Annotated in this window: 18 protein-coding genes; 10 read left to right on the forward strand and 8 right to left on the reverse strand. The window is 72.6% G+C overall.

Going from position 1 to position 24,330, the window contains the following annotated elements; translation table 11 throughout:
• Nucleotides 1-40 precede the first annotated feature (40 nt).
• Together OHA65_RS35900 and OHA65_RS35905 are read right to left on the reverse strand one after the other, a co-directional pair.
• Complete coding sequence (locus tag OHA65_RS35900) at nucleotides 41-2,827, reverse strand: SpoIIE family protein phosphatase (RefSeq protein WP_329315789.1); 2,787 nt, start codon at nucleotides 2,825-2,827, stop codon at nucleotides 41-43.
• 115 nt (nucleotides 2,828-2,942) lie between these two features.
• A complete protein-coding gene (locus OHA65_RS35905; RefSeq protein ID WP_327280293.1) occupies nucleotides 2,943-3,872 on the reverse strand; it encodes a cyclase family protein in 930 nt (309 codons plus the stop codon).
• 387 nt (nucleotides 3,873-4,259) lie between these two features.
• Between OHA65_RS35905 and OHA65_RS35910 the strand changes: the two genes are divergently transcribed.
• The 3 genes from OHA65_RS35910 to OHA65_RS35920 all read left to right on the forward strand — a co-directional run bounded on the left by OHA65_RS35910 (nucleotide 4,260) and on the right by OHA65_RS35920 (nucleotide 8,027).
• The gene (locus OHA65_RS35910) at nucleotides 4,260-5,672 is read left to right on the forward strand and encodes a family 2B encapsulin nanocompartment shell protein (protein WP_327280294.1); all 1,413 of its coding nucleotides are present in this window, start codon (nucleotides 4,260-4,262) and stop codon (nucleotides 5,670-5,672) included.
• Nucleotides 5,673-5,795: 123 nt separating this feature from the next.
• Entirely contained in the window at nucleotides 5,796-7,115 is a 1,320-nt protein-coding gene (locus tag OHA65_RS35915; RefSeq protein WP_327280295.1) for a family 2 encapsulin nanocompartment cargo protein terpene cyclase, read from the forward strand.
• Between the two features lie 15 nt (nucleotides 7,116-7,130).
• A complete protein-coding gene (locus OHA65_RS35920) occupies nucleotides 7,131-8,027 on the forward strand; it encodes a geranyl diphosphate 2-C-methyltransferase (RefSeq protein WP_327280296.1) in 897 nt (298 codons plus the stop codon).
• A 54-nt stretch (nucleotides 8,028-8,081) separates the two neighbouring features.
• On the opposite strand, the gene OHA65_RS35925 is transcribed toward OHA65_RS35920, so the two are convergent.
• On the reverse strand, nucleotides 8,082-8,297 hold the full coding sequence (locus OHA65_RS35925; RefSeq protein ID WP_327280297.1) for a hypothetical protein: 216 nt from the start codon (nucleotides 8,295-8,297) through the stop codon (nucleotides 8,082-8,084).
• Nucleotides 8,298-8,590: 293 nt separating this feature from the next.
• On the opposite strand from OHA65_RS35925, the gene OHA65_RS35930 reads away from it, so the two are divergent.
• The gene (locus tag OHA65_RS35930; protein ID WP_327280298.1) at nucleotides 8,591-9,373 is read left to right on the forward strand and encodes a peptidoglycan recognition family protein; all 783 of its coding nucleotides are present in this window, start codon (nucleotides 8,591-8,593) and stop codon (nucleotides 9,371-9,373) included.
• A gap of 161 nt (nucleotides 9,374-9,534) precedes the next feature.
• Nucleotides 9,535-9,705, forward strand: a complete 171-nt coding sequence (locus tag OHA65_RS35935) for a hypothetical protein (protein ID WP_327280299.1) — start codon at nucleotides 9,535-9,537, stop codon at nucleotides 9,703-9,705.
• Nucleotides 9,706-9,719: 14 nt separating this feature from the next.
• Here the strand turns inward: OHA65_RS35935 and OHA65_RS35940 are convergent, their stop codons facing one another.
• The 4 genes from OHA65_RS35940 to OHA65_RS35955 are packed head-to-tail and all read right to left on the reverse strand — an operon-like array spanning nucleotide 9,720 to nucleotide 14,437.
• Nucleotides 9,720-10,529, reverse strand: a complete 810-nt coding sequence (locus tag OHA65_RS35940; protein WP_327280300.1) for a class I SAM-dependent methyltransferase — start codon at nucleotides 10,527-10,529, stop codon at nucleotides 9,720-9,722.
• Complete coding sequence (locus OHA65_RS35945; RefSeq protein WP_328764730.1) at nucleotides 10,526-10,891, reverse strand: hypothetical protein; 366 nt, start codon at nucleotides 10,889-10,891, stop codon at nucleotides 10,526-10,528. Before OHA65_RS35945 ends, OHA65_RS35940 begins: the two co-directional genes overlap by 4 nt.
• A 4-nt stretch (nucleotides 10,892-10,895) precedes the next feature.
• Nucleotides 10,896-13,613 (reverse strand): molybdopterin-dependent oxidoreductase, encoded by a 2,718-nt coding sequence (locus tag OHA65_RS35950; protein WP_328764731.1) that lies wholly within the window; start codon nucleotides 13,611-13,613, stop codon nucleotides 10,896-10,898.
• Nucleotides 13,610-14,437, reverse strand: coding sequence for an FAD binding domain-containing protein (locus tag OHA65_RS35955; protein WP_328764732.1), 828 nt, complete (start codon nucleotides 14,435-14,437; stop codon nucleotides 13,610-13,612). Before OHA65_RS35955 ends, OHA65_RS35950 begins: the two co-directional genes overlap by 4 nt.
• A 230-nt stretch (nucleotides 14,438-14,667) precedes the next feature.
• Here OHA65_RS35955 and OHA65_RS35960 point away from each other — a divergent pair, with 230 nt between their 5' ends.
• From OHA65_RS35960 to OHA65_RS35980, 5 genes are all read left to right on the forward strand, one after another.
• A complete protein-coding gene (locus OHA65_RS35960; RefSeq protein ID WP_405763323.1) occupies nucleotides 14,668-15,978 on the forward strand; it encodes a serine/threonine-protein kinase in 1,311 nt (436 codons plus the stop codon).
• Nucleotides 15,879-17,159, forward strand: coding sequence for an MFS transporter (locus OHA65_RS35965; RefSeq protein ID WP_405763486.1), 1,281 nt, complete (start codon nucleotides 15,879-15,881; stop codon nucleotides 17,157-17,159). Before OHA65_RS35960 ends, OHA65_RS35965 begins: the two co-directional genes overlap by 100 nt.
• A gap of 16 nt (nucleotides 17,160-17,175) precedes the next feature.
• The gene (locus tag OHA65_RS35970; RefSeq protein WP_405763325.1) at nucleotides 17,176-18,387 is read left to right on the forward strand and encodes an MFS transporter; all 1,212 of its coding nucleotides are present in this window, start codon (nucleotides 17,176-17,178) and stop codon (nucleotides 18,385-18,387) included.
• A gap of 96 nt (nucleotides 18,388-18,483) precedes the next feature.
• Nucleotides 18,484-19,164: a DUF6338 family protein gene (locus tag OHA65_RS35975; protein WP_405763326.1), complete on the forward strand. Its 681-nt coding sequence runs from the start codon at nucleotides 18,484-18,486 to the stop codon at nucleotides 19,162-19,164.
• On the forward strand, nucleotides 19,148-19,327 hold the full coding sequence (locus OHA65_RS35980) for a hypothetical protein (protein ID WP_327280306.1): 180 nt from the start codon (nucleotides 19,148-19,150) through the stop codon (nucleotides 19,325-19,327). Before OHA65_RS35975 ends, OHA65_RS35980 begins: the two co-directional genes overlap by 17 nt.
• A 23-nt stretch (nucleotides 19,328-19,350) precedes the next feature.
• Here OHA65_RS35980 and OHA65_RS35985 read toward each other — a convergent pair whose 3' ends face one another.
• Nucleotides 19,351-24,303, reverse strand: coding sequence for a CHAT domain-containing protein (locus OHA65_RS35985; RefSeq protein ID WP_405763328.1), 4,953 nt, complete (start codon nucleotides 24,301-24,303; stop codon nucleotides 19,351-19,353).
• Between the last annotated feature and the right edge of the window lie 27 nt (nucleotides 24,304-24,330).

Raw genomic sequence — 24,330 nt, forward strand, 5'->3', positions numbered from 1 at the left:
GGGGCGGACGGCGTCGAGAGGGGGACGGGCCGCCGACCGGTCAGGCCGCGTCCAGAGCGCATTCGGCCCAGATGACCTTGCCGTGGGTGGTGTACCGGGTGCCCCAGGCGTGGGCGAGCTGCGCGACGAGGAACAGGCCGCGGCCGCCCTCCTCCGTGGTGGCCGCCCGCCGCAGATGGGGGGCGGTGCTGCTGCCGTCGGAGACCTCGCAGATCAGCGTGCGGTCGTGGACGAGGCGTACCTGGATGGGCTCGGTGCCGTAGCGCACCGCGTTGGTGACCAGCTCGCTGAGCATCAGCTCGGCGGCGAACGCGAGCTCGTCCAGCCCCCAGTCGGAGAGTTGGCGGGTGGCGGCGGCACGGACGCCGGCGACCTGGGACGGGTCGGCGGGCACGTCCCAGGTGGCGATCCGGTCCGCGGGCACCGTACGGGTGCGGGCGACCAGCAGCGCGATGTCGTCCCCGGGATGCTCGGGTGCCACGGCTTCGATGACCGCCTGGCAGGTGTCCTCCGGCGTGCGGTCCGACCGGGCCAGGGCGCGGCTCAGCTGGTCGAGGGCCACGTCGACGTCGCGGTTGCGGTCCTCGACGAGTCCGTTGGTGTACAGGACCAGCGTGCTCCCCTCGGGCAGCAGGACCTCCGCCGTCTCGAAGGGCAGACCGCCCAGGCCCAGCGGTGGTCCGGCAGGCAGCTCGGGGAAGGTCACGCTGCCGTCGGGGTGGACCAGTGCGGGCGGGGGGTGCCCGGCGCGGGCCATGGTGCACTGTCGCGTCGTGGGGTCGTACACGGCGTAGAGGCAGGTGGCGCCGGCGATGTTGGTGCTGCCGGAGTCGTTGTCCCCGCCTTCCTCCCGGTCCAGGCGCACCAGGAGGTTGTCCAGGTGGATGAGGAGCTCGTCGGGGGCGAGTTCCAGTTCGGCGAAGTTGCGGGCGGCCGTACGCAGCCGGCCCATCGTGGCGGCGGCGTGCAGACCGTGCCCGACGACGTCCCCGACGAGGAGGGCGACGCGGGTCCCGGAGAGGGGGATGACGTCGAACCAGTCGCCGCCCACCCCGGATTCCGAGGGCATGTAGCGGTGCGCGACCTCGACGGCGCCCTGCTCGGGCACGCCGCGCGGGAGCAGGCTCTGCTGCAGGGCCAGGGCCAGGTTGTGCTCACGGGTGTACCGGCGGGCGTTGTCGATGCAGAGGGCGGCGCGGGCCGCGAGTTCCCGGGCCAGCCAGCTGTCGTCGTCCCCGAAGGGTGCCGGGTCCTCAGAGCGGTAGAAGCTGGCGATGCCCAGCAGGACGCCGCGGGCGAGGAGGGGGACGCAGATGAGGGAGTGCACCTTGTGGGCGAGGATCCGCCGGGCGTGCTCGGGCTCCTGGTCGATCCAACCGACGGCTTCCTTGAGGTCGGGTTCCAGCACGGGCCGCCCACTGTCCAGGCACCGCATGTGGGGGGTGCCGGCCCGCAGCCCGACCCGGCCGCCGGCGGGGTAGAAGGGGCAGTCGTCGCGGATGCCGTGGAGCACCGCCCGGTGCAGCTCGCTCCGGGGGTCGGCGGACTCCTCGCCGCGCAGCACCGACTCCGGGACGTCGATGGTGACGTAGTCGGCCAGCCGCGGAACCGCCATCTCCGCTAGTTCCCGGGCGGTGCGGGTCACGTCCAGGGTGGTGCCGATGCTGGTGCTGGCCTCGGCCAGCAGCTCCAGTCGCCGCCGCGCCGCGACGGCGTACTTCCCCACTTCCGGCTCGCCGACCAGCACCAGCCCCCTGACCTTGGCGGGCGGGCGGTCGGCGGCTCCGGTGGCCGCCGGGGCCGGGGTCCGGGAGAGCCCGGGCGGCGGGTGGGGGAGGTCCCCTTGGGGCGGTGCCGGGGGCGGTCCGGGTGGCGGTCCGGCGTGGGTCGGGACGCAGAGGTGGTGCTCCGGCGGCGGCTCACCCGTGAACACGGCCTCGACGACGACGCCCTCCACCCCGGAGCGGCTCTTGAAGGGGCTGCTCAGCAGGGTGACCCCCCGCCCGTGGGGCAGGGAAACCTCTACGGCGGCCCGCTGCGTCGAGCAGATGAGCTCGGTGGCCTTCTCCTTGAGGATCATTTGATCGCCGTGGTCCAGCCCGCTGTCGCCTAGCTCGTCCAGTGCGATCATCGGCCCGTCTCCGGGGGCCGTGCCGTTGCGGGCCAGGTGGCCGGCGTCGAGGTAGGCGCGCAGCAGGGCGCGCTCCCGTGCCGAACGCTGCTCCATCAGCCGCCGCTCGATGGTTTCCGCCGCCCGCCGGACCAGGGCGGCCAGGGCCGGGTCCTCGTAGTTGTGCGGGTACCCGAGGCAGAGGACGCCGACGATGAGCCCGCTCAGCTGGTCCCGGATCGGAGTGGCCGAGCAGGCGTTCGACTGGGAGCGCTGGGCGAAGTGCTCGGCCCCGTAGACCTGGACGAGCCGACGTTCGGCGAGGGCGAGGCCGATGCCGTTGGTGCCCGCGAAGCGTTCGGCGAAGACGAAGCCGGGGACGCTCTGGATCGGGGGGAGGCTGCGGGCGAGGTCGGGTTCCCCGAAGCGGCGCTGGAGCACCGTCCCGTTGCCGTCGGCGAGGGAGACGTTCATCCGGCTGCCGCTGAACCGGGACGCCAGCTCGTCGAGCACGGGTTCCGCGGCGTGGACGAGCCGGCTGTCCGGATCGAAGTCGTCCCGGTAGGGGAGCTCGGTCTGGTCCGGGGAGAGCCCCAGGGACTGGCAGCGCAGCCAGGAGTTCATGATCGGACTGCGTACCCCGTCAGCGACCGGCTCGCCCACCAGGAATCGCTCGCGGGAGCGTGCTGGACCTATCTGCTCTCCCGTGGGCCCCATGCGCATCACTTCCCCTGACCGAGCCCTCGGCGCCGAGCCCCGGCCGCACCGGAGTACCTACACCGAGCAAGTGCTTTCTGAGTATATTCCTACCTATTTCTCCGCATCGTCTGCATCAGAGGATGGCTACCGGATTGACCGGGGAGCCCGTCCCACCGGGCACGTTCAGCGGCGCCACAATGATCATGAACTCGTAGCGCTCCGCTTCGGCGCACGCCTCCGAGAGCGCCTCAAGGTCCAGGTTGTCCAGGAGCGGCACCCCCATGGCGGCGACGGCGAGGGCGTGGACGGGGGAGTGGACGCCCTCGACCGGCGAGGGCCGCAGATCGCTGTCCCCGTCGCCGCCGAGCAGGGCGACGGCACGCTCGGCCAGCAGCGGCACCGCGTCCACGTGGAAGCCCGCGCTCGCGGCGTCGCAGTCCCAGGCGCCCAGCTCCCGGCGGCGGCGGAACCGGCCGGAGCGCAGCAGCACCGCGCAGCCGTCGTCGATCGTCACGCCCAGTGAGCGCTCGGCGGCGAGGACGTCCCGCGCGTGGACCGGGTGCCCCGGCTCAAGCCAGTCGACTCCGAGGCCGGCCGGCAGGTCGAGGAGCACCCCCTTGGTGACGAGCGGGCCGAGCGCCGCCACGGAGCCGAAGCGGGCGCCCCCGGCGTCCACGGCCTCCCGGGCCGGGCGGCCGTCGTACAGTCGCCCCGCGTAGGCGACGTGTGACAGCGCGTCCAGGTGACTCACGCCCTTGCCGTGGTAGTCGACCGCGAGGAAATCCTTGTACGTGGCGGGTTCCGGGGCTTCCACGTCGCCGAGGTCGGACATGTAGTGCAGGGCGGGCTTGCGGTTGTCCGGACCGGGCCGGGTGTTCCAGGGCAGCCCCAGCGGTACCGCGGTTCCGGAGCGGACCAGGGAGGCGGCCCGCCGTACGTGGTCCGGGGTGACCCGGTTCCAGGCGCCGCGGTCGGCCGGGGTCCAGCGGCCCCAGGTGCGGACCGCGGCGAAGATCGCGTCGAACTCCTGGCGGGAGACTTCGTGCGCGGGGCTGCTACTCATCCGGGCTCACCGCTCCAAGGCATTCAAGGTCCCTCCGCCGCGAAGGGGCGGGAGGTCGGCCGGTGTAACGAGCATGCCTGACCGGGAGTCGATGCCGGCGGCACCCACGACGGGTCAAATGTCTGATTTTGCATCAACTTCGCTCCCCTGGGTGGGCGTTCGGGGGCGGCTGAAAGCCGATGGATCGCCCCGTAAACCTCGCGCGCCCCAAGATCGCCGTATCGAGGTAATGGCGACGGCTGAAGGGGCTGACGGGACGCACGGGCGGTTAGTGTGCTCCCGGATCTGGATGGATTGCCCGGATATCCGCCCCCAAATTCTTCTTTCGCCGGTGACGCGCGCCCTCGCATGCGCCGCTCACCACCCTTACGAAGGAGCTTCCGTCCGATGACTGTGGACACCAGCCCGGCGGCGCAGCCCGAAGCGCCCCGGCAGACCAGCCTGGGTACGGCGGCTGCCCGCAACCTCGCCACCACGACCAAGTCCGCCCCGCAGATGCAGGAGATCACCTCCCGCTGGCTGCTCAGGATGCTCCCCTGGGTGGAGACCAAGGGTGGCACCTACCGGGTGAACCGTCGGCTCACCTACACCGTCGGCGACGGCCGCATCGAGTTCGTCCAGGACGGGGCCCAGGTCCGGGTGATCCCCCGCGAGCTCGGCGAACTCGCCATGCTGCGCGGCTTCGACGACGTGGACGTGCTGACCGCGCTCGCCGGCCGGTGCGTCCAGCGCGACTTCCGGGCCGGTGAGGTGCTGGTCGAGCGCGGCACCCCCGCGAACGAGATCCACATGATCGCGCACGGCCGGATCAACCAGACCTCCGTCGGCAAGTACGGTGACGAGGTCGCCGTCGCCGTACTCGCGGACGGCGACCGGTTCGGCGAGCACGCCCTGCTGGACGGGGCCGGCGGCTGGGACTACACCGCCACCGCGGCCACCGCCGGCACCCTGCTCACCCTGTCCCGCTCCGACTTCGCCTCCGTGCTGTCCTCGGCGCCGCACCTCCAGGTCCACATCGAGCAGTTCGGCTCGCTGCCGCACCAGCGGCAGAACAAGCACGGCGAAGCCGAGATCGCGATGTCGGCCGGCCACACCGGCGAAGCCGAGCTGCCCGGCGCCTTCGTCGACTACGAGCTCAAGCCGCGCGAGTACGAACTCTCCATCGCCCAGACCGTACTGCGGGTGCACACGAGGGTCGCCGACCTCTACAACGAGCCGATGAACCAGACCGAGGAGCAGCTCAGGCTCACCATCGAGGCGCTGCGCGAGCGCCAGGAACACGAGCTGATCAACAACCGGGAGTTCGGTCTGCTCCACAACGCCGCCTTCAAGCAGCGGATCCAGACCCACTCCGGGCCGCCCACCCCGGACGACCTCGACGAGCTGCTCTGCCGCCGCCGCGGCTCCAAGCTCTTCCTCGCGCACCCCAAGACGATCGCGGCGATCGGGCGCGAGTTCAATGCCCGCGGGCTCTACCCGGACCACGTCGACCTCGGCGGACAGCAGGTCCCGGCCTGGCGCGGAGTACCGATTCTGCCGTGCAACAAGATCCCCATCAGCAAGGAGAACACGAGCTCGATCCTCGTGATGCGAACCGGCGAGGACAACCAGGGCGTCATCGGTCTGCGCCAGACCGGTCTGCCGGAGGAGTACGAGCCGGGCCTGTCGGTGCGGTTCATGGGCATCGACGAGCGGTCGATCATCTCCTACCTGGTCTCCACGTACTACTCCGCCGCCATCCTGGTGCCCGACGCCCTCGGCGTGCTGGAGAACGTCCAGATCGCCCGCAGGCACGACTAGGACGTGTCCCCGAGTCCTCCCGGAGGACCTGCCCCACGGCCGTGAGCGCCCGGGACCCCGTCCCGGGCCGTCCGGTCCTGCCCGGGGTCCGGAACAGCCAACCACCTCACCAAGGAGTCACGGATGCCCGACCCCGGGCCTTCCCCTCTGCAGTCGAGCCTTCCCGCCGCCGCGGCCCGTTTCGGGGCCCACGGTCACGGCCGCGGCGTCGAGGCCGTCGGCATCTCCCCGCCGGCCCTCCCCGCGGGGCCCCCGGTCCTCCCCACGGGGCCCCGGGTTCGCGCCGCGGACCCGATGGCCGGCGTCCCGACCGTTTCCGCGGGGCCCGCCGTGTCCGAGGTCCCGGAGCGGGCGCCGAACCCCGCCCTGGGGCGGATCCTGCGAGGCCCCAGTGGTCTGGGTACGGCGGCGCTACACCTCGCCCGGCGCGAGGAGCCGCCCGCACGGCCGGAGCCGTCGACGGCGGGCCGGCCGATCCCGGGCCTCTATCACCACCCCGTACCGGAACCCGACCCCGTACGCGTGGAGGAGGTCAGCAACAGGATCAAGACGTGGGCGGTGGACGAGGTCGAGCTCTACCCCCCGGAGTGGGAAGACCAGTTCGACGGCTTCTCCGTGGGCCGCTACATGGTCGCCTGCCATCCGGACGCCCCCACCGTCGACCACCTGATGCTCGCCACGCGGCTGATGGTCGCCGAGAACGTGGTCGACGACTGCTACTGCGAGGACCACGGCGGCTCGCCCGTCGGCCTCGGTGGACGGCTGCTGCTGGCACACACCGCGCTCGACCCCCTCCACACCACGACGGAGTACCAGCCGCAGTGGGCGGAGTCGCTCCACTCGGACGCCCCGCGGCGCGCGTACCGCTCGGCCATGGAGCACCTCCTCCAGGGGGCCACCCCCTCCCAGGCCGACCGGTTCCGGCACGACATGGCCCGGCTGCACCTGGGGTACCTCGCCGAGGCGGCCTGGGCCGAGACGGACTACGTCCCGGAGGTGTGGGAGTACCTGGCGATGAGGCAGTTCAACAACTTCCGCCCCTGCCCCACCATCACCGACACCGTGGGCGGTTACGAACTGCCGGCGGACCTGCACGCCCAGCCCGCCATGCAACGGGTCATCGCGCTCGCCGGGAACGCCACCACCATCGTCAACGACCTTTACTCCTACACCAAGGAACTCGCCAGCCCAGGCCGGCACTTGAACCTGCCCGTGGTGCTCGCCGAACGCGAGGGCCACTCCGTCCGCGAGGCCTACCTGAAGGCGGTCGAGGTCCACAACGACCTCATGCACTCCTTCGAGGCCGCGGCCGCGGACCTGGCGGCCGCCTGCCCCATCCCGAACGTGCTGCGCTTCCTGCGGGGCGTGGCCGCCTGGGTCGACGGCAACCACTACTGGCACCAGACCAACACCTACCGATACAGCCTGCCCGACTTCTGGTAACGAACGGATTCATAAGTGACGAACACCGATCTCATCCTTGCCCCTTCCGCCGTCGCCGCCGCGTCCGCGTTCATCCCGGCCCCGGCCACGCCCTACCAGGGTGACATCGCCCGGTACTGGGACCACGAGGCCCGGCCGGTGAACCTGCGTCTGGGTGACGTGGACGGGCTCTACCACCACCACTACGGCATCGGTGACGTCGACCACGCTGCCCTCGGGGACACCGCCGACAGCGCATACGAGAAGAAGCTGATCGCCGAGCTCCACCGGTTGGAGTCGGCGCAGGCCGACGTCCTCCTGGACCACCTGGGCAGCATCGGCCACGGCGACACGCTCGTGGACGCCGGCTGCGGCCGCGGCGGCTCGTCCGTCATGGCCCACCAGCGATTCGGATGCAAGGTCGAGGGCGTCACCCTGTCGGCCAAGCAGGCCGAGTTCGCGAACCAGCGCGCCCGTGAACTCGGCATCCACGACTCGGTCCGCGCCCGTGTCTGCAACATGCTCGACATGCCGTTCGAGACGGGGCAGGCCGCGGGCTCGTGGAACAACGAGTCGAGCATGTACGTCGACCTGCACGACCTGTTCGCCGAGCACGCCCGGGTGCTCGCGGTCGGCGGCCGCTACGTGACCATCACCGGCTGCTGGAACCCCCGTTACGGCCAGCCCTCGAAGTGGGTCTCCCAAATCAACGCCCACTTCGAGTGCAACATCCACTCCCGCCGGGAGTACATGCGGGCCATGGCCGACAACCGCCTCGTCCCGCAGGCCGTCATCGACCTGACGCCGGCGACCCTGCCGTACTGGGAGCTGCGGGCCACGTCCTCCCTGGTCACCGGCATCGAGGAGGCGTTCATCAACTCCTACAAGGACGGCTCGTTCCAGTACGTCCTGATCGCGGCCGACCGCGTCTGAGCCCGGGGACACCCGACGGGGCGGCGGGGCCCGGGACCTGACCCACGGGCCCGGCTACTCGGACCGCCGCTCCATCACCCGCCGCGCCGCCTCGCTCTCGGCGGCCGGGGGTGACAGCTCGTCCAGCGTGTCGATGTCGGTGTCCCGCTCCAGCTCGTCCTCCCAGGCCGCGGCGAGCCGCTCCTGCTCCTCGCGCGGCCTGCCCTCGACGGCCTCGCGGTGCTCGGGGTCGAGGGCGGTGAGAAAGCGTTCGACGACGTCGAAGGACATTCCGTACTCCTTGTGTGGCTGGCCGGCTGGCCGGCTGGCTGGGGCGGGGATCCCCGGAGGACCGGGGGAGGCGGGGCGCCGTCCCCCGCCAAGGATGTGAGAAGCGGACCGGCCGGGGTGCCGGACGCGGCCCGTGCCGCACCCGGATGGCGGCCCCCGCTCACCCCGTGGCGCCGCCGCGGAGGCCGGGCGCGGGATCCGGAACCGGGAATGTGGCGGCCGTCGGTGTGTCCCGTGCACTCCGGCGGGCGGGTCCCCCTTCAATGGGCAACCTCCGACGGAAAGGGCGCGGTATGACCTCCCCCGTGCAGCAGCAGGAACCGGCGCACACACCACACTTCACCCGCCGGGCGGTCGTCACGGGCGCGCTCGCCCTGGCCGCAGGCTCCGCGCTCCCCCTCCTTCCGGCGGGCCGCGCCCACGCTGCCGCTGCCGGACCGGAGATCGCGAGCTGCGCCACCTGGGGCGCGCGGCCCGCGTCCGAGCCCGTGGTGGTGCTGGCCAACCGCCCGGAGCGGATCATCGTCCACCACACGGCGACGCTGAACGTCACCGACTACTCACAGCAGCGCGCGTACGCCCTGGCCCGGGCGATCCAGACCTACCACATGGACGCGCAGGGCTGGATCGACACCGGGCAGCACTTCACCGTCAGCCGCGGCGCGTTCGTCCTGGAGGGCCGCCACAACAGCCTCGCGGAACTGCGCACCGGCACGCGCCAGGTGCGCGCGGCGCACTGTATCGGGCAGAACACGGTGTCGATCGGCATCGAGAACGAGGGCACGTACATGACCGAAGACCCGCCGGCCGTGCAGTTCGCGGCGCTGGCGGACCTGTGCGCCCACATCTGCCGCCAGTACGGACTGCCCGCCTCGGAGATCTACGGCCACCGCGACTTCAACTCCACGTCCTGCCCGGGCGACCGCCTGTACGCCCTGCTCCCGACGCTGCGCAAGGACGTCGCCACCCGCCTGGGCGCCCCGCTGACGGACCCGATCCAGGATCTGATCGACAAGGCCAGGCCCCACTCCCCGACGCCCCTGTCCGAGTACCTCCCCGCCGGCCTCCTGCCGTAGCCGAGCCCCGGCGGGGCCCGGCCGGCTCCTGACCGCATTCCGGGGGCCGTTGGGGGCTGAAGCGGGCGGCCCGGGGGTACACGTACTGCATGACGAGCCGGTCTGCGAATGTGGTTCGGGCCACGGGCCCTGACGGTGCGTCAGGACGGGAGTGAGGCCTCATGTCCCTGCTCGCTATGATCCTCGTCTTCGTCGGACTCTGGTGTGCCGCCTCGGTCGCCCTGGCCTCGTGCTTCAGCGCCTACCGCATCTGGTGCCGCAGCGACAGGCGGCGCCGGGGCCCGCACCGGGGCGGCGGGAAACCCGTCGGCTGGGGCCCCTCCGGCGGGTGACCGTGATGGCGGGGTCACCCCGGCGCCGGCCTCCGCCCCCATGCGGTGATCATTCCCGGTGACAGCGCGGCGCAGTCCGGAGAGCCGAGATAGCGGATCGCCTCGTCGACCGTCGTGTCGTCCACCAGTCCGGTGGCCACGATCGATTCCCGGGCCCGGTCCCAAGTCCCCGCCCAAAAACGGCTGATGGGGCTACCGGGGAGCAGCGGGGGCACCCGTACCTCGGCGCCGACGGACCCGAGCCCCGCCGCGCGCAGGTGCTGCGGATAGTGCGTCACCCAGGAAATGTCCGTGCCGATGGTGTCCCGCAGCCCCTGCCACATGGCCTGCATCACCCGGGTGTACGGGCTGGGGGGTGCCGTACGGGTGGTGAGGTCGATGGCATCGCTCAGGACCAGCACCCCGCCCTCGGCGAGCAGTCCGCCGAGGGCGGTGATCAGGCTCCGCCACGAACGCAGGTGCATCAGGACGAACCGGGCGTGGACCAGCTGGAACCGGCGGCCGGGGTCGAACCCCGGCGCGCTGACGTCCGCCTCCAGCACATCGAGCCCGGGCAGGGAGTGGGCGCCGAGGAAGCGCGTGTCGCGGTCGACGGCGAGGACGCTCGCCACCCCGGCCTCCTCGATCAGACGGCGGGCGACGGTGCCGGTACCGGCACCGACGTCGAGGCAGTTCCAGCCCGGCCCCGCTCCCAGGGCCCGCAGCCGGTCCATCGTCATGTCGTCGTACGTGAGCGCTCCGAGGTCGATGCGGTCGTCCTCGCCGGCCTGCTCGGGCCGGAACACCGTCTCGCCGTATCGGCCGTGCCCGGGTCCTGTGGTCATGTGTCGGTCACCACCTCGGTGCCGTGGGTCGCCGGGGCGCCACGGCCGCGTCGGGTCAGGGGAGGGTCGAGATGACTGGACAACAGGTTTCCCAGGAGCAGCCCGGACCAGATCGGCAGCTTCAAGGGGGATGTGGCGAGGGCCAGCAGCACGACGGTCGGGTAGAGGCCCACCCAGAGGGCGATGGCCGTCTTGGTGACCGAGGGCGGCGGGGAGATCTCGGATCCGAGGGCGCCGGGGTAGTCGGCGGCAGCGGCGTTGACGTTCTCCTGCCAGGGCTCGTACTCCTTTTCCAGGCCGGGGAGGACCTTCTGGCCGATGATCGCGGTCGCCGTGGCGTCTTCGTGCCGTGTGGCGTTCATGTTCTCAGGCCGTCTGTACCGACTGACTTTCGCCCAGCCGGCTGTAGATGCGTTCGGGGGTCAAGGGCAAGGAGCGGTACCGGACGCCCGTGGCGTCGTGGAGCGCGTTCGCCAGTGCGGGGGCAACGGGGTTGATGCAGCATTCGGCCATCCCCTTCGCCCGCATGGGCCCCACCGAGTCCCCCGAGCTCACCAGGAGCACTTCGGTGCCGGGGACGTCCGCGTAGGCGGGAATGCGGTAGTTGCGGAAGTTCGGGTTGACCATCGCGCCGTTCTCGTCGACGTGGTAGTTCTCCGTCAGCGTGAAGCCGATTCCCTGGGCGACGCCGCCTTCCACCTGTCCGCGGACCTGGGCCGGATTGATGAGCACGGCGGCGTCGGTCGCCTGGACGCTGTACAGGATGCGAATCTCGCCCGTCACCCGGTGGACGGCGATCCGGAAGCCCTGCGTATTGGAGACGACGCTGCGGGGCGAGCCGTAGGCCTTGCGGGCTGCGGTGAACCGGATGCCGCGGGCCCGGGCCAGCGCGACGAGCTCCGCCAGGGACACGCGCCGGTCGCCGCAGACGACGCCGTCGTCCGCCATGGAGCACATCACGAGGTGGACGCCGGTGTGGGCGGCGGCGAATTCGAGGATGCGGTCGCGCACGGCGTTGGCCGCCTTCAGGACCGCGTTGCCCGATACGAAGAGGCCCGCGCTGGCGAAGGCGCCGGTGTCGAACCCCGTGCGGTCGGTGTCGGACTGCACCAACCGGATCCGCGACGGCGTGGTGCCCAGTTGGTTGGCGGCGATCTGGACATGGGCGGTCGACGTGCCCTCGCCGAATTCGACGGTGCCGACGGCCAGTTCGTACATGAGGTCGTCCCCGAGCGTGACCCAGGCCTCCGAGATGTGTTCGGTCGGTGGGGCGGTCTCGCGCAGCGAACTCGCGGAGCCGGTCCCGACCAGCCAACCGGGGCCGGGGGAGGGTTCGTCGGCCGTCCGGGCCAGGGCCCTGTCCACCAGGTCGATGCACTTCGCGAGCCCGTCCTCGGTGAAGACCACGTCATCGGGGCCGTCGTGCATGGCGACGAGCGGATCGCCCGGCCGTACGATGTTGCGCCGCCGCAGTTCGAGCGGATCCATGTGCAGGGCGATCGCCAGTTCGTGCATGGCCGACTCCACGGCGAACGCCGGCTGGGTCATCCCGTAGCCGCGCAGTGCCCCGCTCGGGACGGTGTTGGTGTACACCGAGTAGGCGTCGTACTGCTTGTTGGGGCAGCGGTAGACCATGACGGCCGCGCTGCCCGCGAACAGGGTTTCGCCGCCGTGGTTCCCGTAGGCGCCCGTGTTCGACACGTTGCGGACCCGGACCGCCGTGAGCGTCCCGTCCGCCTTCGCGCCGAGCCTGACCGTGAGCACCATCGGGTGCCGCGGTGAAGCCGTCGTGAACTCCTCCTCGCGCGTGTACTCGAAGCAGACGGGCCGCCCGGTGTCCAGGGTGGCGAGCGCGGCCAGATCCTCCGATATCACCTCCTGCTTGCCGCCGAAACCGCCGCCGACGCGTTTGCAGAACACGCGGACCTGGTCCGGACGCAGCGCGAACAGGTAGGTGAGTTTGACCTTCGCGATCGAGGGCGACTGTGAACTGGTTCGGACGTTCAAGCGACCGTCCTCCATCCAGGCGATGGAGCCATGGGTTTCGAGGTGCGCGTGCTGCACGCGCGGCGAGGAGTACGTGCCCTCGTGGACCACGTCGGCCTCGGCGAACCCGGCTTCGACATCGCCGATGTGCGAGTGGATTTCCAGCAGGATGTTGCGGACGGGGTCACGGACGAACGGATCCTCCGCACCGTGGATCTGTGGCGCTCCCTCGGCCATCGCCAATTCGGGGTCGAAGACCGCCGGCAGCACCTCGTACTCGACGTCGACCTTGCGGCAGCCCTCTTCCGCCGCCCCGGGCGTGTCCGCCAGGACCGCGACGACGCGCTGGCCGACGAAACGGACCGTCCTGTCGAGGATGAAGGTGTCGTCCGGATCGACCAAATGGTCGGTGTGGATCGCCGTGGTGAAACGTCTGCGCGGTACGTCTTCCCAGGTGTAGACGCGGTGCACCCCGGGAAGTGCGAGTGCGGCGCTCTTGTCGATCGAGACGATCCGGGCGTGCGCGTGCGGCGAGTGCAGCACCTTCAGGTGCAGCATCCCCTCGATGCGGGTGTCCATCGTGAACTCGGCGCGACCGGTCACCACGTCGTTCGCCGCCGGCGCCCCGACGCTCGTCCCCACGGCCCTGCCCGGCGCCGCCGTCTCCACGCCCACGACGCCCTTCACGGCGTCCTCGATGCCCCGGTAGCCGGTGCAGCGGCAGAGGTTGCCCTTCAGTGCCCGTGGCAGGTCCGCCTTCTGGGCCTCGGTGAAGGTGGCCGAGGTCATGATCATGCCGGCGGTGCAGAAACCGCACTGGAATCCCGGGGCGTCGCGGAACTGGCGCTGCATCGGATGCAGATGGCCCGGTGATCCGAGCCCCTCGATCGTGGTCACCTCGCGCCCCTCCGCGCGGAACGCGGGGGTGATGCAGCTGTGCACCGGGCTCCCGTCCAGCCACACGGTGCAGGCGCCGCAGTCGCCCGCGTCGCAGCCCTTCTTGACGCCGTAGTGGCCGAGCGAGCGGAGGAAGGTGCGCAGGCATTGTCCGGCGGCCGGTTCTTCGTCGAAGCCGTTGCCGTTGACGGAGTAGCTCATGCCGTGCCCCCATCCATGAGTTCGCGACGTATCTCTTCGGCGAAGTGCCGCGTCAGGTGGCGGCGGTGGTCGGGGGTTCCGTTGGGATCCGAGAACCAGACGTCGGCGGGGACGACGTCGATGCTCTGCTGGAGCGTCGCGGCATCGGGCACGGCGTCGAACGCCATGCGCACGGGCCGTGTGGTGCCGGCTGTGACGGTGAGCAGCAGGTCGTTCGCTCCCGGCGTCCGCGTTCCGATGAGGAAGACGGTCGAACGGCCGAGACGGGTCAGCGCGAAGCGACGGTGCGCGGTGCGTTTGCGCAGGGCGTGCACGGGGATGTCGATGCGGCGCAGGATCTCGCCGGGCGCGAGGACGTTCGCGTGATCGCCGGTCACGAAGTCGAGGGCGTCGACGACGCGCGTGGACCCGTCGGGAGCCCACAGCTCGTACGTCGCCTCCAGGGCGACCGTCAGCGTGATCATGGGGCCGGCGGGGAGGGACATGCAGATGTTGCCGCCGACGGTCGCCGCGTTCCAGACCTTGAAGGAGGAGAGGAACGCCTCGCAACTCGTCGTGAGGAGATCGCCCGCGGTCCAATCCGGCGGTGGCGCAAAGGCGTACAGCTCGCGGATGGTGCACGTCGCGCCGATTTCGAGCCCCCGGTCACCCGGCACGAGGGGATCCCAGCGCAATGCCGTCAGGTCGACGAGGCGCCGCAGATCAGGCTGTTCTGCCGAAAACAGCCACGTCCCGCCTGCCAGCCAGGCGTCACCTTCCCGCCAGTCCTCGCCCGGACGATCGGCCGGCCGCCGGACGACTTGGGTGATGGTGTTGAGATCCATGGGAACCGGTCTCCCCGAGTGCTGGGAGTGATGTTCCGGGCCAGGTAAATGATATCCCGGGGCCGGTCGAACCGGCCAAGCGAGAGGGCGGGCCCACGGGCGCTCCGGCGGCGCCCCCGCTCAGATGAGCGGAGGCTGGGAGGCTTCGGGGGCCGTCGGGCCCTTTCCGGCCGCGGACCGGTTCACGCGATGTCCCCACCTGGGTTGGATAGTTGGACTATCCTTCCCCCGTGGACCAGCTGAATGCCGAAGACCCGCACCGTATCGGACCGTACCGACTGATCGCCCGGCTGGGCGCGGGCGGGATGGGCCTGGTCTACCTGGGCCGCTCCGAGGGCGGCCGTACCGTCGCCGTGAAGGTCGTGCAGGCCGAATACGCCGGGCACCCCGAGTTCCGCAAACGCTTCGCCCGCGAAGTGGCCGCCGCCCGGCGGGTGGGCGGGAGTTGCACGGCGGCCGTGCTCGACGCCGACCCCGAGGCGACCGTCCCGTGGGTGGCGACCCAGTACATCCCGGGGCCCGACCTGCACGCCGTCGTGGCCAAGCACTTCGGGCCCCTGCCCGACCACTCCGTGCACACCCTCGCCAACCGCCTCGCCCTCGCCCTGCGGGCCGTGCACGAGGCGGGCCTGATCCACCGCGACCTCAAGCCGTCCAACGTCCTCGTCACCGTCGACGGCCCCCGGGTCATCGACTTCGGCATCGCGCGGGCGATGGACAGCCTCGCCGAGGACCACAGCCTGCACACCCGCACCGGGATGCTGATCGGTTCCCCCGGTTTCATGTCGCCGGAACAGGTCCGCGGCCTCGAACTCACCCCGGCCAGCGACGTCTTCTGCCTGGGCGCCGTCCTCGTGTACGCCGCCACCGGGCGGCTGCTGTTCGGCGCCACCGAAACCGGCCTGAACGCCCACCTCTTCCGGGTCGCCGAAGAGGAGGCGGACCTGACCGGTGTACCGGACGCGCTCGTCGACCTCGTACGCGCCTGCCTGGACAAGGACCCGACCCGGCGGCCCACCCCCGAGGAGGTGGCCGAGCGCACGGCGACCGACCAGGCCGAGGAGCGGCTGCCGGGCGCCGTACTGGCCCATCTCGGGCGCCACGCAGCCCAGTTGCTGGACTACGCGCCGGCGCCTCCCGCCCAGACCCCCGCCCAGCCCCCCACGCAGGTGCCCGCCCCCCGGGCGCACGCCGAGGCCGGAGCCCCGCGCAGGCCCAGCCGGTGCCCTTGCCGCCCGCCTACGCCCCGACGGCCCCCGCGCCCTTCGACTCCGCGCAGGGATTCGGCCTGCCCCCGGGCCCGCCCCCGGGCGCCTGGCCCCCGCCCCCGCGGGCGGCCTCCCTCCCCGACGGGGCGGCCCCGCACCCCAGGCGCTGGTGGGGCCTGGTGGTGGTCGCCCTGGCGCAGTTGCTGGTGTTGCTCCAGGGCGCGAACTTCAACATGGCGATCCCGTCCGTCCAGGCCGACCTGCACCTCTCCAGTGAGGGGCTGCGACCGATGGTCAACGCCTACTTCATCGCCTTCGGCGCCGTGCTGCTGATCGGCGGCCACATCGCGGACCTCGTAGGACGCAAACGGACCGTGATCGTCGGCCTGCTCGGCTGCGCAGCCGCCTCCGGGCTCGGCGGATCGGCCGGCGACTCCGGCACGCTCATCGCCGCCCGCGTCCTTCTGGGCGTCTTCGGCGCGCTGCTGACTCCGGCCGCGCTGGCCCTGGTGGCCACCGGCTTCACCGAGCCGAAGGAACGCGGCAGGGCCTTCGGCGTCTACGCCGCGGTGTCCGGCGGCGGTACGGCCGTCGGCCTGGCCGTCAGCGGATGGCTCCTGACCACCCTGGACTGGCGGATGTCCCTGTACGCAGGCGTTCCCGTCGCCGTGATCGCGCTGATCGGCGCGTTCACCCTGCTGCCCACCGACCGGGCGGCCCGCACCCCCGGCCGCTTCGACCCGCTCGGCGTGCTCCTCGGCTGCGGCGGCGTCGCCGCCCTGACGTACGGCCTCAGCGAGGCCCCGTCACGCGGCTGGGACACCGTCCTGATCCTGTTCCTGCTCGTGGGCGGCGCACTGCTGCTCGTGGGCTTCGTGTGGTGGCAGACCGCGGCAGCGCACCCGATCGTGCCGCCGTACGTCTTCAAGGACCCGAGCCGCGTCGGCAGCCTCCTGAGCATCTCCCTCGCGGGCGCCGCCGGCTTCGCCCTGTACGTGGCGCTGTCCTACTACCTCCAGGGCGTCTGCGGCTACGACCCGTTCACGGCCGGACTGGCGATGCTGCCCATGGTCGCCGCGACCGTGATCGGCTCGACCCAGGTCTCCGCCCGCCTGCTGCACCGGACCGCGCCCCGGGTCCTGACCGTGGCGGGCCTGGTGCTCACGGCCGTCGGCCTGCTGCTCCTGACCGGCCTCGACGGCGGCTCGTACGCGACCGAGACCCTGCCCGGCATGGTGCTGGCCGGCCTCGGCACCGGCATGGCCTTCGTGCCGATCTTCGCGACCGCGTCGGGCGGAGCCGGCTCCGGGCAGTCGGGCGGAGCCGCCGGCGCCGTCACCACCGCGCAGGATGTGGGCACCACGAGTGGCGCTGCGCTGTTGGCCGGCGCCACGGCCACCACCCTCTGGTGGGCGGCCGGCACCGTGCTCCTCGCGGTCCTCATCGCCGTCCTGACGATCAGGACCGGGACCCCGCGCCGCCCCGCCGAGCCGCTGCCCGTCACCGAAGGCTGAAACAGGAAGACGGTTCATGCAGCGTTCCCCGGTGAGCGCCCTGCGGCGCGCCCGTACAGGAGTCGTCGCCACCTTCGCCCTCGTCGGCGTCGTGAACGGCATCGTGGCCGCCAGACTGCCGGGACTCGCCGCCAAACTCGGCCTGGACACCGGCGACGTGGGGCTCGTCATCCTCTCCTGGGGAATCGCTGCCACCGCGACCATGCAGGGCATGCGCTGGATCGTCGCGGCCGTGGGGAACCGGCTGCTGCTGCGCGTCGGCACCCCGCTGGTCACCGTCGCCGTCGGGCTCATCGCCCTCAGCTCCTCGTTCCCGCTGCTCCTCGCGGCCGCCGCCGGCTTCGGAGTCGCCTCCGGCATCGCCGAGGCCATGATGAACGCCCAGGGCAGCCTCGTCGAACGCCGTGCCGAACGGCCCCTGATGAACGGGTTCCACGCCGGATGGAGCGCCGGCGCCGTGGCCGGCGGCCTCCTCGCCGTCCTCCTCGCGGCCCTCGACGTCTCCTACACCGCCTCGGTGCTCGGCGTCACGGGCATCGCCTTCCCGCTCGCCCTCGCGGTCGGCCGGACCCACCTGGACGAGCCGGCCGAAGAGGAGGAGGCCGCGGACCGCCGCAAGCTGCCCGCCGTCGTCTACCTGATCGGCGCCGTCTCCTTCCTGGCCCTCCTCCTCGAAGGGCTGGTGGCCGACTGGAGCGGACTCCTGCTCGCACGTGACCTGAACACGACGCAAGCCGTCGCCGCGATCGCCTACCCGGTGTACGAACTCGCCACCTTCTCCGGGCGGCTCTTCGGCGACCGGCTGCGGATGCGCTACGGCAGCCGGTCCGTCCTCACGGCAGCCGGCACCACGAGCGCACTGGGCGTGCTCCTCGTGGTGACGGCCCCCTCGGCCGTCGGAGCCATCGCCGGGTTCGCCCTGACGGGCCTGGCCGTCTGCATCGTCGTCCCGCTGTGCATGTCCCTGGCCGGTTCCGTCGCCCCCGGCCACTCGGACGCCGCCATCGCCCAGGTGTCGGCCATCGGCTACGCGGGACTGCTCGTCGGCCCCGTGCTGATCGGCTTCGTCGCGGAGGTGACCACCCTGCGCACCGGCATCGCCACGGGCATCGCCGTCGCCCTGCTCATCACCGCCGCCTCGCGCCGGATGCCGCACGGGCGGCCCGCTGCCGGGACGAGCGGGAGCGCGGCTGCGGCGGCGCCGGTGCGCGACGCCGCCGAACTGTGAGCCCTGACCCCACTGGCCGGATCACCGCCGTCGCGCGGCACGGCAACGTACCGTGTGATCACGGGAGTCGGCGCGGCGCGGGCAGGGGAGTGAGCCATGGTTCCGGGAACGGTGCAGCAACTCGCCATCCTGCTGGTCCTGGTGCTGCCCGGTGTCTTCTACCAGGCCGTACGGGAGCACCTGCGCGGAGCCGTCGCGGCGGAGCAGGAACCGCAGAACCGCATCGTGCGGGCGATCGCGGCCGGGGCGCTGCTGGACACCGTGTACGCGGTCGTCGCCGGGCCGCGGCTGGTCGGCCTGCTCACGGGTGACGGAGCCGGACCGCTCGCGGGGGTGATGAAGCACCCCCGGCAGGCGGGACTCGCCGCGCTGCTCCTGGTGGTCGTGGTGCCGGCGGGCATCGCCCGGGCCGAGTCCGCCTGGGGAAGGCGGCGCAGAAGGGCGCGCTACGAGCCGACACCGACCGCATGGGACGCGCTGTTCCGCGACCGCGGTTCGTGTTTCGTCCGGGTCCGTCTCAAGAGCGGCCTGTGGGTGGGTGGTTGGTTGGGAGCGCAGTCGGCCGTGTCGGCCTTCCCGCAACCGGGGGACCTGTACTTGCAGTCCCAGTACCGGATGGCGCCCGACGGCCGGTTCCTGGGACGGGTGCCCGACACCGGCGGCGTCTACCTCCGGGCGGCCGACATCGACGTACTGGAAGTCCTGCTGCCGCCGGGGCCGCAGGCCGGAGCCACACCCGCACCAGAAGGGGGAGCCGCGGATGACACCGCAGCATGACCGATCGCAGGACGACGAACTGGAGAGCCTCGTCGAGGAGTTCTCCGACCGCCGGGTGTACCGGCCGACCGACGAGGCGGGCGAACCCGAGGACCTGCCCCAGGCCGGTTCGGGCACGGCGAAGGCTGACCCCGCCCCGTCCTCGGAGCCGCCGGCCGGCTGAAGGAGCGGGTCGGGGACGTCGGGTCAGGCGCCGGCGTGGATGTGCGCCGCCCACAGGTGCGGGGCGCGGGCGAGACGCCGGCGCAGCGCCCGGACCGGCCCGTGCAGGGCTGCCGCCGGGTCGATGGGCCGGCCGTGCGCCACGTCGTCGGCGAGAGCCGTGTAGAACTCCTGCGCCAGCCGGGTCGCCACCTTGTCGGAGACGGGCCACAGGGTCCCGATCACATGGGGATATCCGGCCAGTTGGAACGACGCCGACAGGTGCACCGACTCGTCGGCCAGCAGGTATCCGCCCTGGGAGGTGGAGCAGGCCGACAGCACGGCGAGGACCGCCGCGCTCGGGCGGCGCGCGGCGACGTCGAGCGCCGTGAGCCGTCCGTCGTGGAGGACCAGTCCGCTCTCGAAGGGGGACAACGGGTCGCTGACGCCGTGACAGCTGAAGTGCACCCACGGGTGGTCGGGCAGCGCACGCCGGACCGCACCGACGGTCGCTGCGGCGCCGGCGAGTTCGACCCCCGCCGGGAACAGCTCCCGCAGCAGCCGGGCCTCCTGCGATGCCCCGGGCAGCGGCGCGGCGCCCGGTGTCTCGGCGAGCGCGACCACGAGCGGCGCGGGGAGCGGCACAGGGAAGGACTGCGGCCCTGGGAAGGACTGCGGCCCCGGCAAGGACTGCGGCTCCGGGGCGGTGCCGGGCGTCTGGCGGGCGCGTACGAGGGCCCGCAGGGTCGGTGTGTACGAGGAGACGGCTCGGTCCATGACGTTCTCGGCGGAGCGGGCCTCCCGGCGCCCGGCGGCGTGCAGCGGCAGCAACGACAGCACGCCCGTGGGACACCACCACAGCCGGGTCCACGGCTCGCCGTCGATCGGGACCGTACGCAGGCCCAGCCGGTCCAGGACCGGTGCGGCGACGGCCTCCCACAGCCATTCCAGGCAGTCGGTGAGCATGTGCATGGCGCTGACGGCCTCGTAGGCGCCCAGGTCCCCGTACGCCGCGTCGACCCCCGCACCGAACGCGAGGGCCTGGACCAGGACCGTGTCCGGGCTGACGCCCGGGAGCGGCACCACCTCGATGCTTCCGGCGGCGGTGACGACGAGGGCGTCGGAGCGGTACCGGCTGACGTTGACCACCACGACCGGTCCGGCGGACGCGGTGGCGATCAGGTCGGCGACCCGTGGTGGCCGAAGGAAGTCGTCCAGCCCGGGCAGCTCCCGGATCAGGGCGAGCAACTCCTCCCAGCGCCGCGCCAGGGCGTACCTTTCCTCGGCCAGGAGCGCGGTGTCCTGCTCGGGGTCCGCCGCGACCGGGGACCCCAGATCGGTGCGGATGACCGGACGGTACGCCGGAGCGCCGCTCAGCAGGTCCCGGACCTGCTCGAACTCGGCGGCCAGGGCCGGCGACGCCGCGCGCAGCCGGGAAACGTCACCGCGCATCTCCAGACCCTGGGCGAGCAGTACTCCCCGCCCTTGTTCCAGGAGGACGAGGGCCGACTCCGGGTCGCCCGTGCGCAGCGCGAGGGCCGCGGCGTCGGACGCGAGGCCCAGGCCGACGCCGAGCCGTGCCTCCTGGTCGGCCGGCCCGAGGGTGCGCGGCGCGAGCCGGGGGAGCAGACCGACGGCGTAGGCGAATCCGGTGCGGGCCTCGGCGTCGAGGCTCGCGGCGGCGGCGGCATCGCCCCAGGTGCGAGCGGCGAGCACCCGCAGGGAGAGTGGCGCGGTCTCGTTCTGCGCCGCCTGTCGGGCCAGGCGGGACGCCTCGGCCAGATCGGCCGGCTCGCCGATCAGGGCGCGCCGCCACTGGGCGCGCGCCAGGACCCATTGGGTGCGGGGCCGCTCGCTGTGGCCCTCGGGCGTGAGGCCGAGTGCCTCCCGGGCGGCGGACACGGCGCGTCCGAGCGCCGACCGGATCCCCGGCCCGGTGTCGTCCCCGGCCAGCTCCGCGCTGCCGAGGTGGGCCCCGGCCAGGTTCGCCAGGGCGAGGGGCCGCAGCGGGTGGTGATCGTCGAGGCGGGCGACGGCATCCTCCAGGACCTGCTGCGACTCGGTGAGCCCGCTCGCGTCCGGTTCCCCGCCCCCGCCCGGGCCCGAGACGGCGAGGTCGTACAGGACGATGCCGAGGTTGACCCGGGCGATGTCCTGGCCGTGGCGCTCGCCGTGCTCCAGCGCGGTGGCCTCGCGCAGCAGGCCGACCGCCTCCTCGGCCGCGGCCCGGTCGTCCGTGACCCCGTACCAGGCGCGCAGCGCCTCGGCGAGGTTGGCGAGCAGCCCGGCGCGTTCGAAGGAGGTCGCAGGACCTTCGTCCACCCCGCGGCGCAAGACGCGCACGGCCTCGGCGAGCCAGGTGCGGTCGCCGGTGATACCGGCACGCTGCACGAGCGCGAAACCGAGGTTCGTGAGGACCATGCCGAGGTGCGCGTGCCGCCGGGGCACGGAGGCGACGGCGTCGCGCAGGGTGCCGATCGCCGTGTCCATGAGGTCCTCGTCACCGGTTTCCACGGCGCGTCCCCACAGGAGGTGGCCGTAGCTGCTGAGAACGGCATGACGATCACCGGAGACCCGATGGGCCGCCAGGGCCGCCCGGTAGGACTCCAGGGCCTCCTCGCGCAATGCCTCGTCCTGGGTGAAACGGAAGCGCTCGCTCAGGACGTTCGCCAGGCCCAGCAGAGCGCCGGAGACGGCGAACGCCCCGTCGTCGGCGTCCTGCCCGCCGTTCCCGCTCCCGCTCCCCTCGGCTGCGGACAGTGCGGCGACGGCCTTGCGGTGCCAGCGGACGGCCTCTTCGAGGGGAGCGCCGTCTCCGGTGAAACGGGTGAGCGAGCGCAGGGCGTTCCCCAGGCGGCCGTAGCTCGCCGCGCTGCCCGGCACGGTGGGCGCGCCGAACCGGACCGCCTCGCGCAGCACCTGCACCGCTTCCACGACGAGCCCGGCGTCGGAGCGGATCTGCGCGAGCTGCTGCAGGGCGTCACCGAGGTTGCCCAGACGGTGCGGGAGGTAGTGGTCGCCCGGCGAGCTCGCGGCGACCGCATCGCGGTGCACCCGGACCCCTTCGGCCAGCAACTCCTCGTCCACGGTCAGGGTGCCGAGCCCCACGAGGGCCGCGCCGAGGTTCGAGAGGCCGACCGCCCGCTGGTGCACATCGGTGGGCAGGGCCGACGCCACGGCCTGCCGCAGGATGCGCACGGCTTCCGCGTACTCGGCCGGATCGTTCTCCGCCCGGGCGCGCTCCAGGTGGAGCGCGGCGAAATCCGACAGGTACTCCGCGCGACGCGCATCGCCGGGTTCGAGCAGGTCGACTCCCTCCTGCATCAGGGTGATCGCCTCGGCCCACTGCGGGCCCCGGGCCAGCACCGCACCGAGGGCGAACCGTACCGAAGCTGCGTACCCCGTGCTCCGGCCCGGCAGCGCGAGGCATTCCCGGTACGTCCGCACCGCCTCGTCGGTGGCGTCCTCCGCCGCCGGGCCCGTGCCCCGCCCGACGGCCGCGAGCGTCCTGGCCAGCTGGAGCAGCACCCGTGCACGGTGGGCGGAGCCGGGCGGATTGTCCGCGGCCAGGCCGCGGAGCAGGGCGAGCGGTTCGGTGAGGGTCCCGGGCGAACCGACGGCCTGGGCGTGCAGGCGCAGCAGGTCGGCGAGTTCGAGGGCTCGGGTCACGTGCTGCGGGGCGTCGGGGGCGGTCGCCTCCAGTGCGCGCCGCGCGCAGTCGACCGCGGACTCCAGGTCGGGGAGGCGGCCCTGCGCGACGTACCGGGAGCGCAGGACCTCGCTCAGGACGTACAGGGCCTGGGTGTGCGAGGGATGTCCGGGCGGGGCGGCCGCCACCGCGTCGAGCGCGGCGGTGTGCGCCGCGTCGAGCGCGCCGGGGTCCGCGGTGTTCACGTTCCGGCCGTTGAGTACGAGGGCGAGGTTGCCGAGGTACAGCGACCGTTCGAGGGGGTGCAGGGCCGCGGCGCAGGCCCGGCGCAGGGCCTCGACCCCCTCTTCGTGGAGGGCGGCGCGCTCGCCCGGATGCGCCGCCGCACCGGCCGGCTCCGACGCAGCGGGAGAGAGGGAGAGGGACACCAGCGCCATCCCCAGATCCGCGAGGTACCCGGCGGGCGGCTGACCGGATGCGGACGCGGCCGCCACGGCACGGCGCAGGATCGCGACACCCTCGGGCAGCAGCGCGGGATCGTGGAGCTGGACCGCCGCGCCGACGAGGGCGGAGCCGAGTTGGGCGAGGTGCAGTGCGTGGTGCTCGTCCTCCGGCTCGCCGGCGCGCGTCGCCCACCGCAGCTCGGCCACGCTCTCCCGCGCGGCGGCCGGGTCTTCCGCGGCTTCCGCCCAGTTCCTGAGGACGAACCCCAGATTGCCGTGCCGACGCGCCTGTTCGGCCCGGTCGCCGGGCGCGGCGGCCACCGCCGCACGGCTGTACTGGACGGCCTCGGCCAGCGCCGCCCGGTCGGCCCCCTCCCGGAACGCGTACAGCATCACGAGGCCGAGGTCGGATAGACAAGCACCCCGTTCGATGCTGTCCCCGGGGAAGCCCTCGACCGCGCGGCGCAGCAGGAGCGCCGCGGCCTGGAGCGGGTAGGGATTGCGGTCCTGCTGGTAGAGCACGAGGGTCCCGACGCCCGCCCGGTACGCGTCGCCCGGGTCGGTGTCCGCTCCCGCGGGCTCGTCCGCGAGCGTCGCGACGACGGGCCCCAGGGGGGCCGGGACGCTGCCGGGGTCGAAGCGGTGGACGTCGAGGAAGCAGAGCACGGCGCGGCCCAGCTCCGCCAAGTCCGTCTCGGCACCGGCGATGTACCGGCACAGACTGTGCCATCCGAGCACGTGGACCGCGAGGATCAGGACGCGGCCGTCCGGCAGCACGGCCGCCCCGCGCATCTCCTCGGCGGCTTCGGCTGCCTCGTCGGACAGGAACCAGCCCAGGTCCTCCGGGCGGTGCTGCCCTTGCGGAACGTGGGCGAGGATCCTCTCCGCCAACTCCTCCACCGTCATGTGCGTACGCCCCTCCCCTCGGCTCCG

The organism is Streptomyces sp. NBC_00045, from assembly GCF_045041095.1.
Lineage (GTDB): Bacteria > Actinomycetota > Actinomycetes > Streptomycetales > Streptomycetaceae > Streptomyces.

What these genes read in the sequence shown, in the direction of transcription:
- OHA65_RS35965 (WP_405763486.1), top strand. Translation starts at nt 15,879, where the DNA reads ATGGCGATCCCGTCCGTCCAGGCCGACCTGCACCTCTCCAGTGAGGGG.
- OHA65_RS35950 (WP_328764731.1), bottom strand. Translation starts at nt 13,613, where the DNA reads ATGAGCTACTCCGTCAACGGCAACGGCTTCGACGAAGAACCGGCCGCC.
- OHA65_RS35930 (WP_327280298.1), top strand. Translation starts at nt 8,591, where the DNA reads ATGACCTCCCCCGTGCAGCAGCAGGAACCGGCGCACACACCACACTTC.
- OHA65_RS35955 (WP_328764732.1), bottom strand. Translation starts at nt 14,437, where the DNA reads ATGGATCTCAACACCATCACCCAAGTCGTCCGGCGGCCGGCCGATCGT.
- OHA65_RS35980 (WP_327280306.1), top strand. Translation starts at nt 19,148, where the DNA reads ATGACACCGCAGCATGACCGATCGCAGGACGACGAACTGGAGAGCCTC.
- OHA65_RS35905 (WP_327280293.1), bottom strand. Translation starts at nt 3,872, where the DNA reads ATGAGTAGCAGCCCCGCGCACGAAGTCTCCCGCCAGGAGTTCGACGCG.
- OHA65_RS35940 (WP_327280300.1), bottom strand. Translation starts at nt 10,529, where the DNA reads ATGACCACAGGACCCGGGCACGGCCGATACGGCGAGACGGTGTTCCGG.
- OHA65_RS35925 (WP_327280297.1), bottom strand. Translation starts at nt 8,297, where the DNA reads ATGTCCTTCGACGTCGTCGAACGCTTTCTCACCGCCCTCGACCCCGAG.
- OHA65_RS35910 (WP_327280294.1), top strand. Translation starts at nt 4,260, where the DNA reads ATGACTGTGGACACCAGCCCGGCGGCGCAGCCCGAAGCGCCCCGGCAG.
- OHA65_RS35900 (WP_329315789.1), bottom strand. Translation starts at nt 2,827, where the DNA reads ATGGGGCCCACGGGAGAGCAGATAGGTCCAGCACGCTCCCGCGAGCGA.
- OHA65_RS35935 (WP_327280299.1), top strand. Translation starts at nt 9,535, where the DNA reads ATGTCCCTGCTCGCTATGATCCTCGTCTTCGTCGGACTCTGGTGTGCC.
- OHA65_RS35915 (WP_327280295.1), top strand. Translation starts at nt 5,796, where the DNA reads ATGCCCGACCCCGGGCCTTCCCCTCTGCAGTCGAGCCTTCCCGCCGCC.
- OHA65_RS35985 (WP_405763328.1), bottom strand. Translation starts at nt 24,303, where the DNA reads ATGACGGTGGAGGAGTTGGCGGAGAGGATCCTCGCCCACGTTCCGCAA.
- OHA65_RS35970 (WP_405763325.1), top strand. Translation starts at nt 17,176, where the DNA reads ATGCAGCGTTCCCCGGTGAGCGCCCTGCGGCGCGCCCGTACAGGAGTC.
- OHA65_RS35975 (WP_405763326.1), top strand. Translation starts at nt 18,484, where the DNA reads ATGGTTCCGGGAACGGTGCAGCAACTCGCCATCCTGCTGGTCCTGGTG.
- OHA65_RS35945 (WP_328764730.1), bottom strand. Translation starts at nt 10,891, where the DNA reads ATGAACGCCACACGGCACGAAGACGCCACGGCGACCGCGATCATCGGC.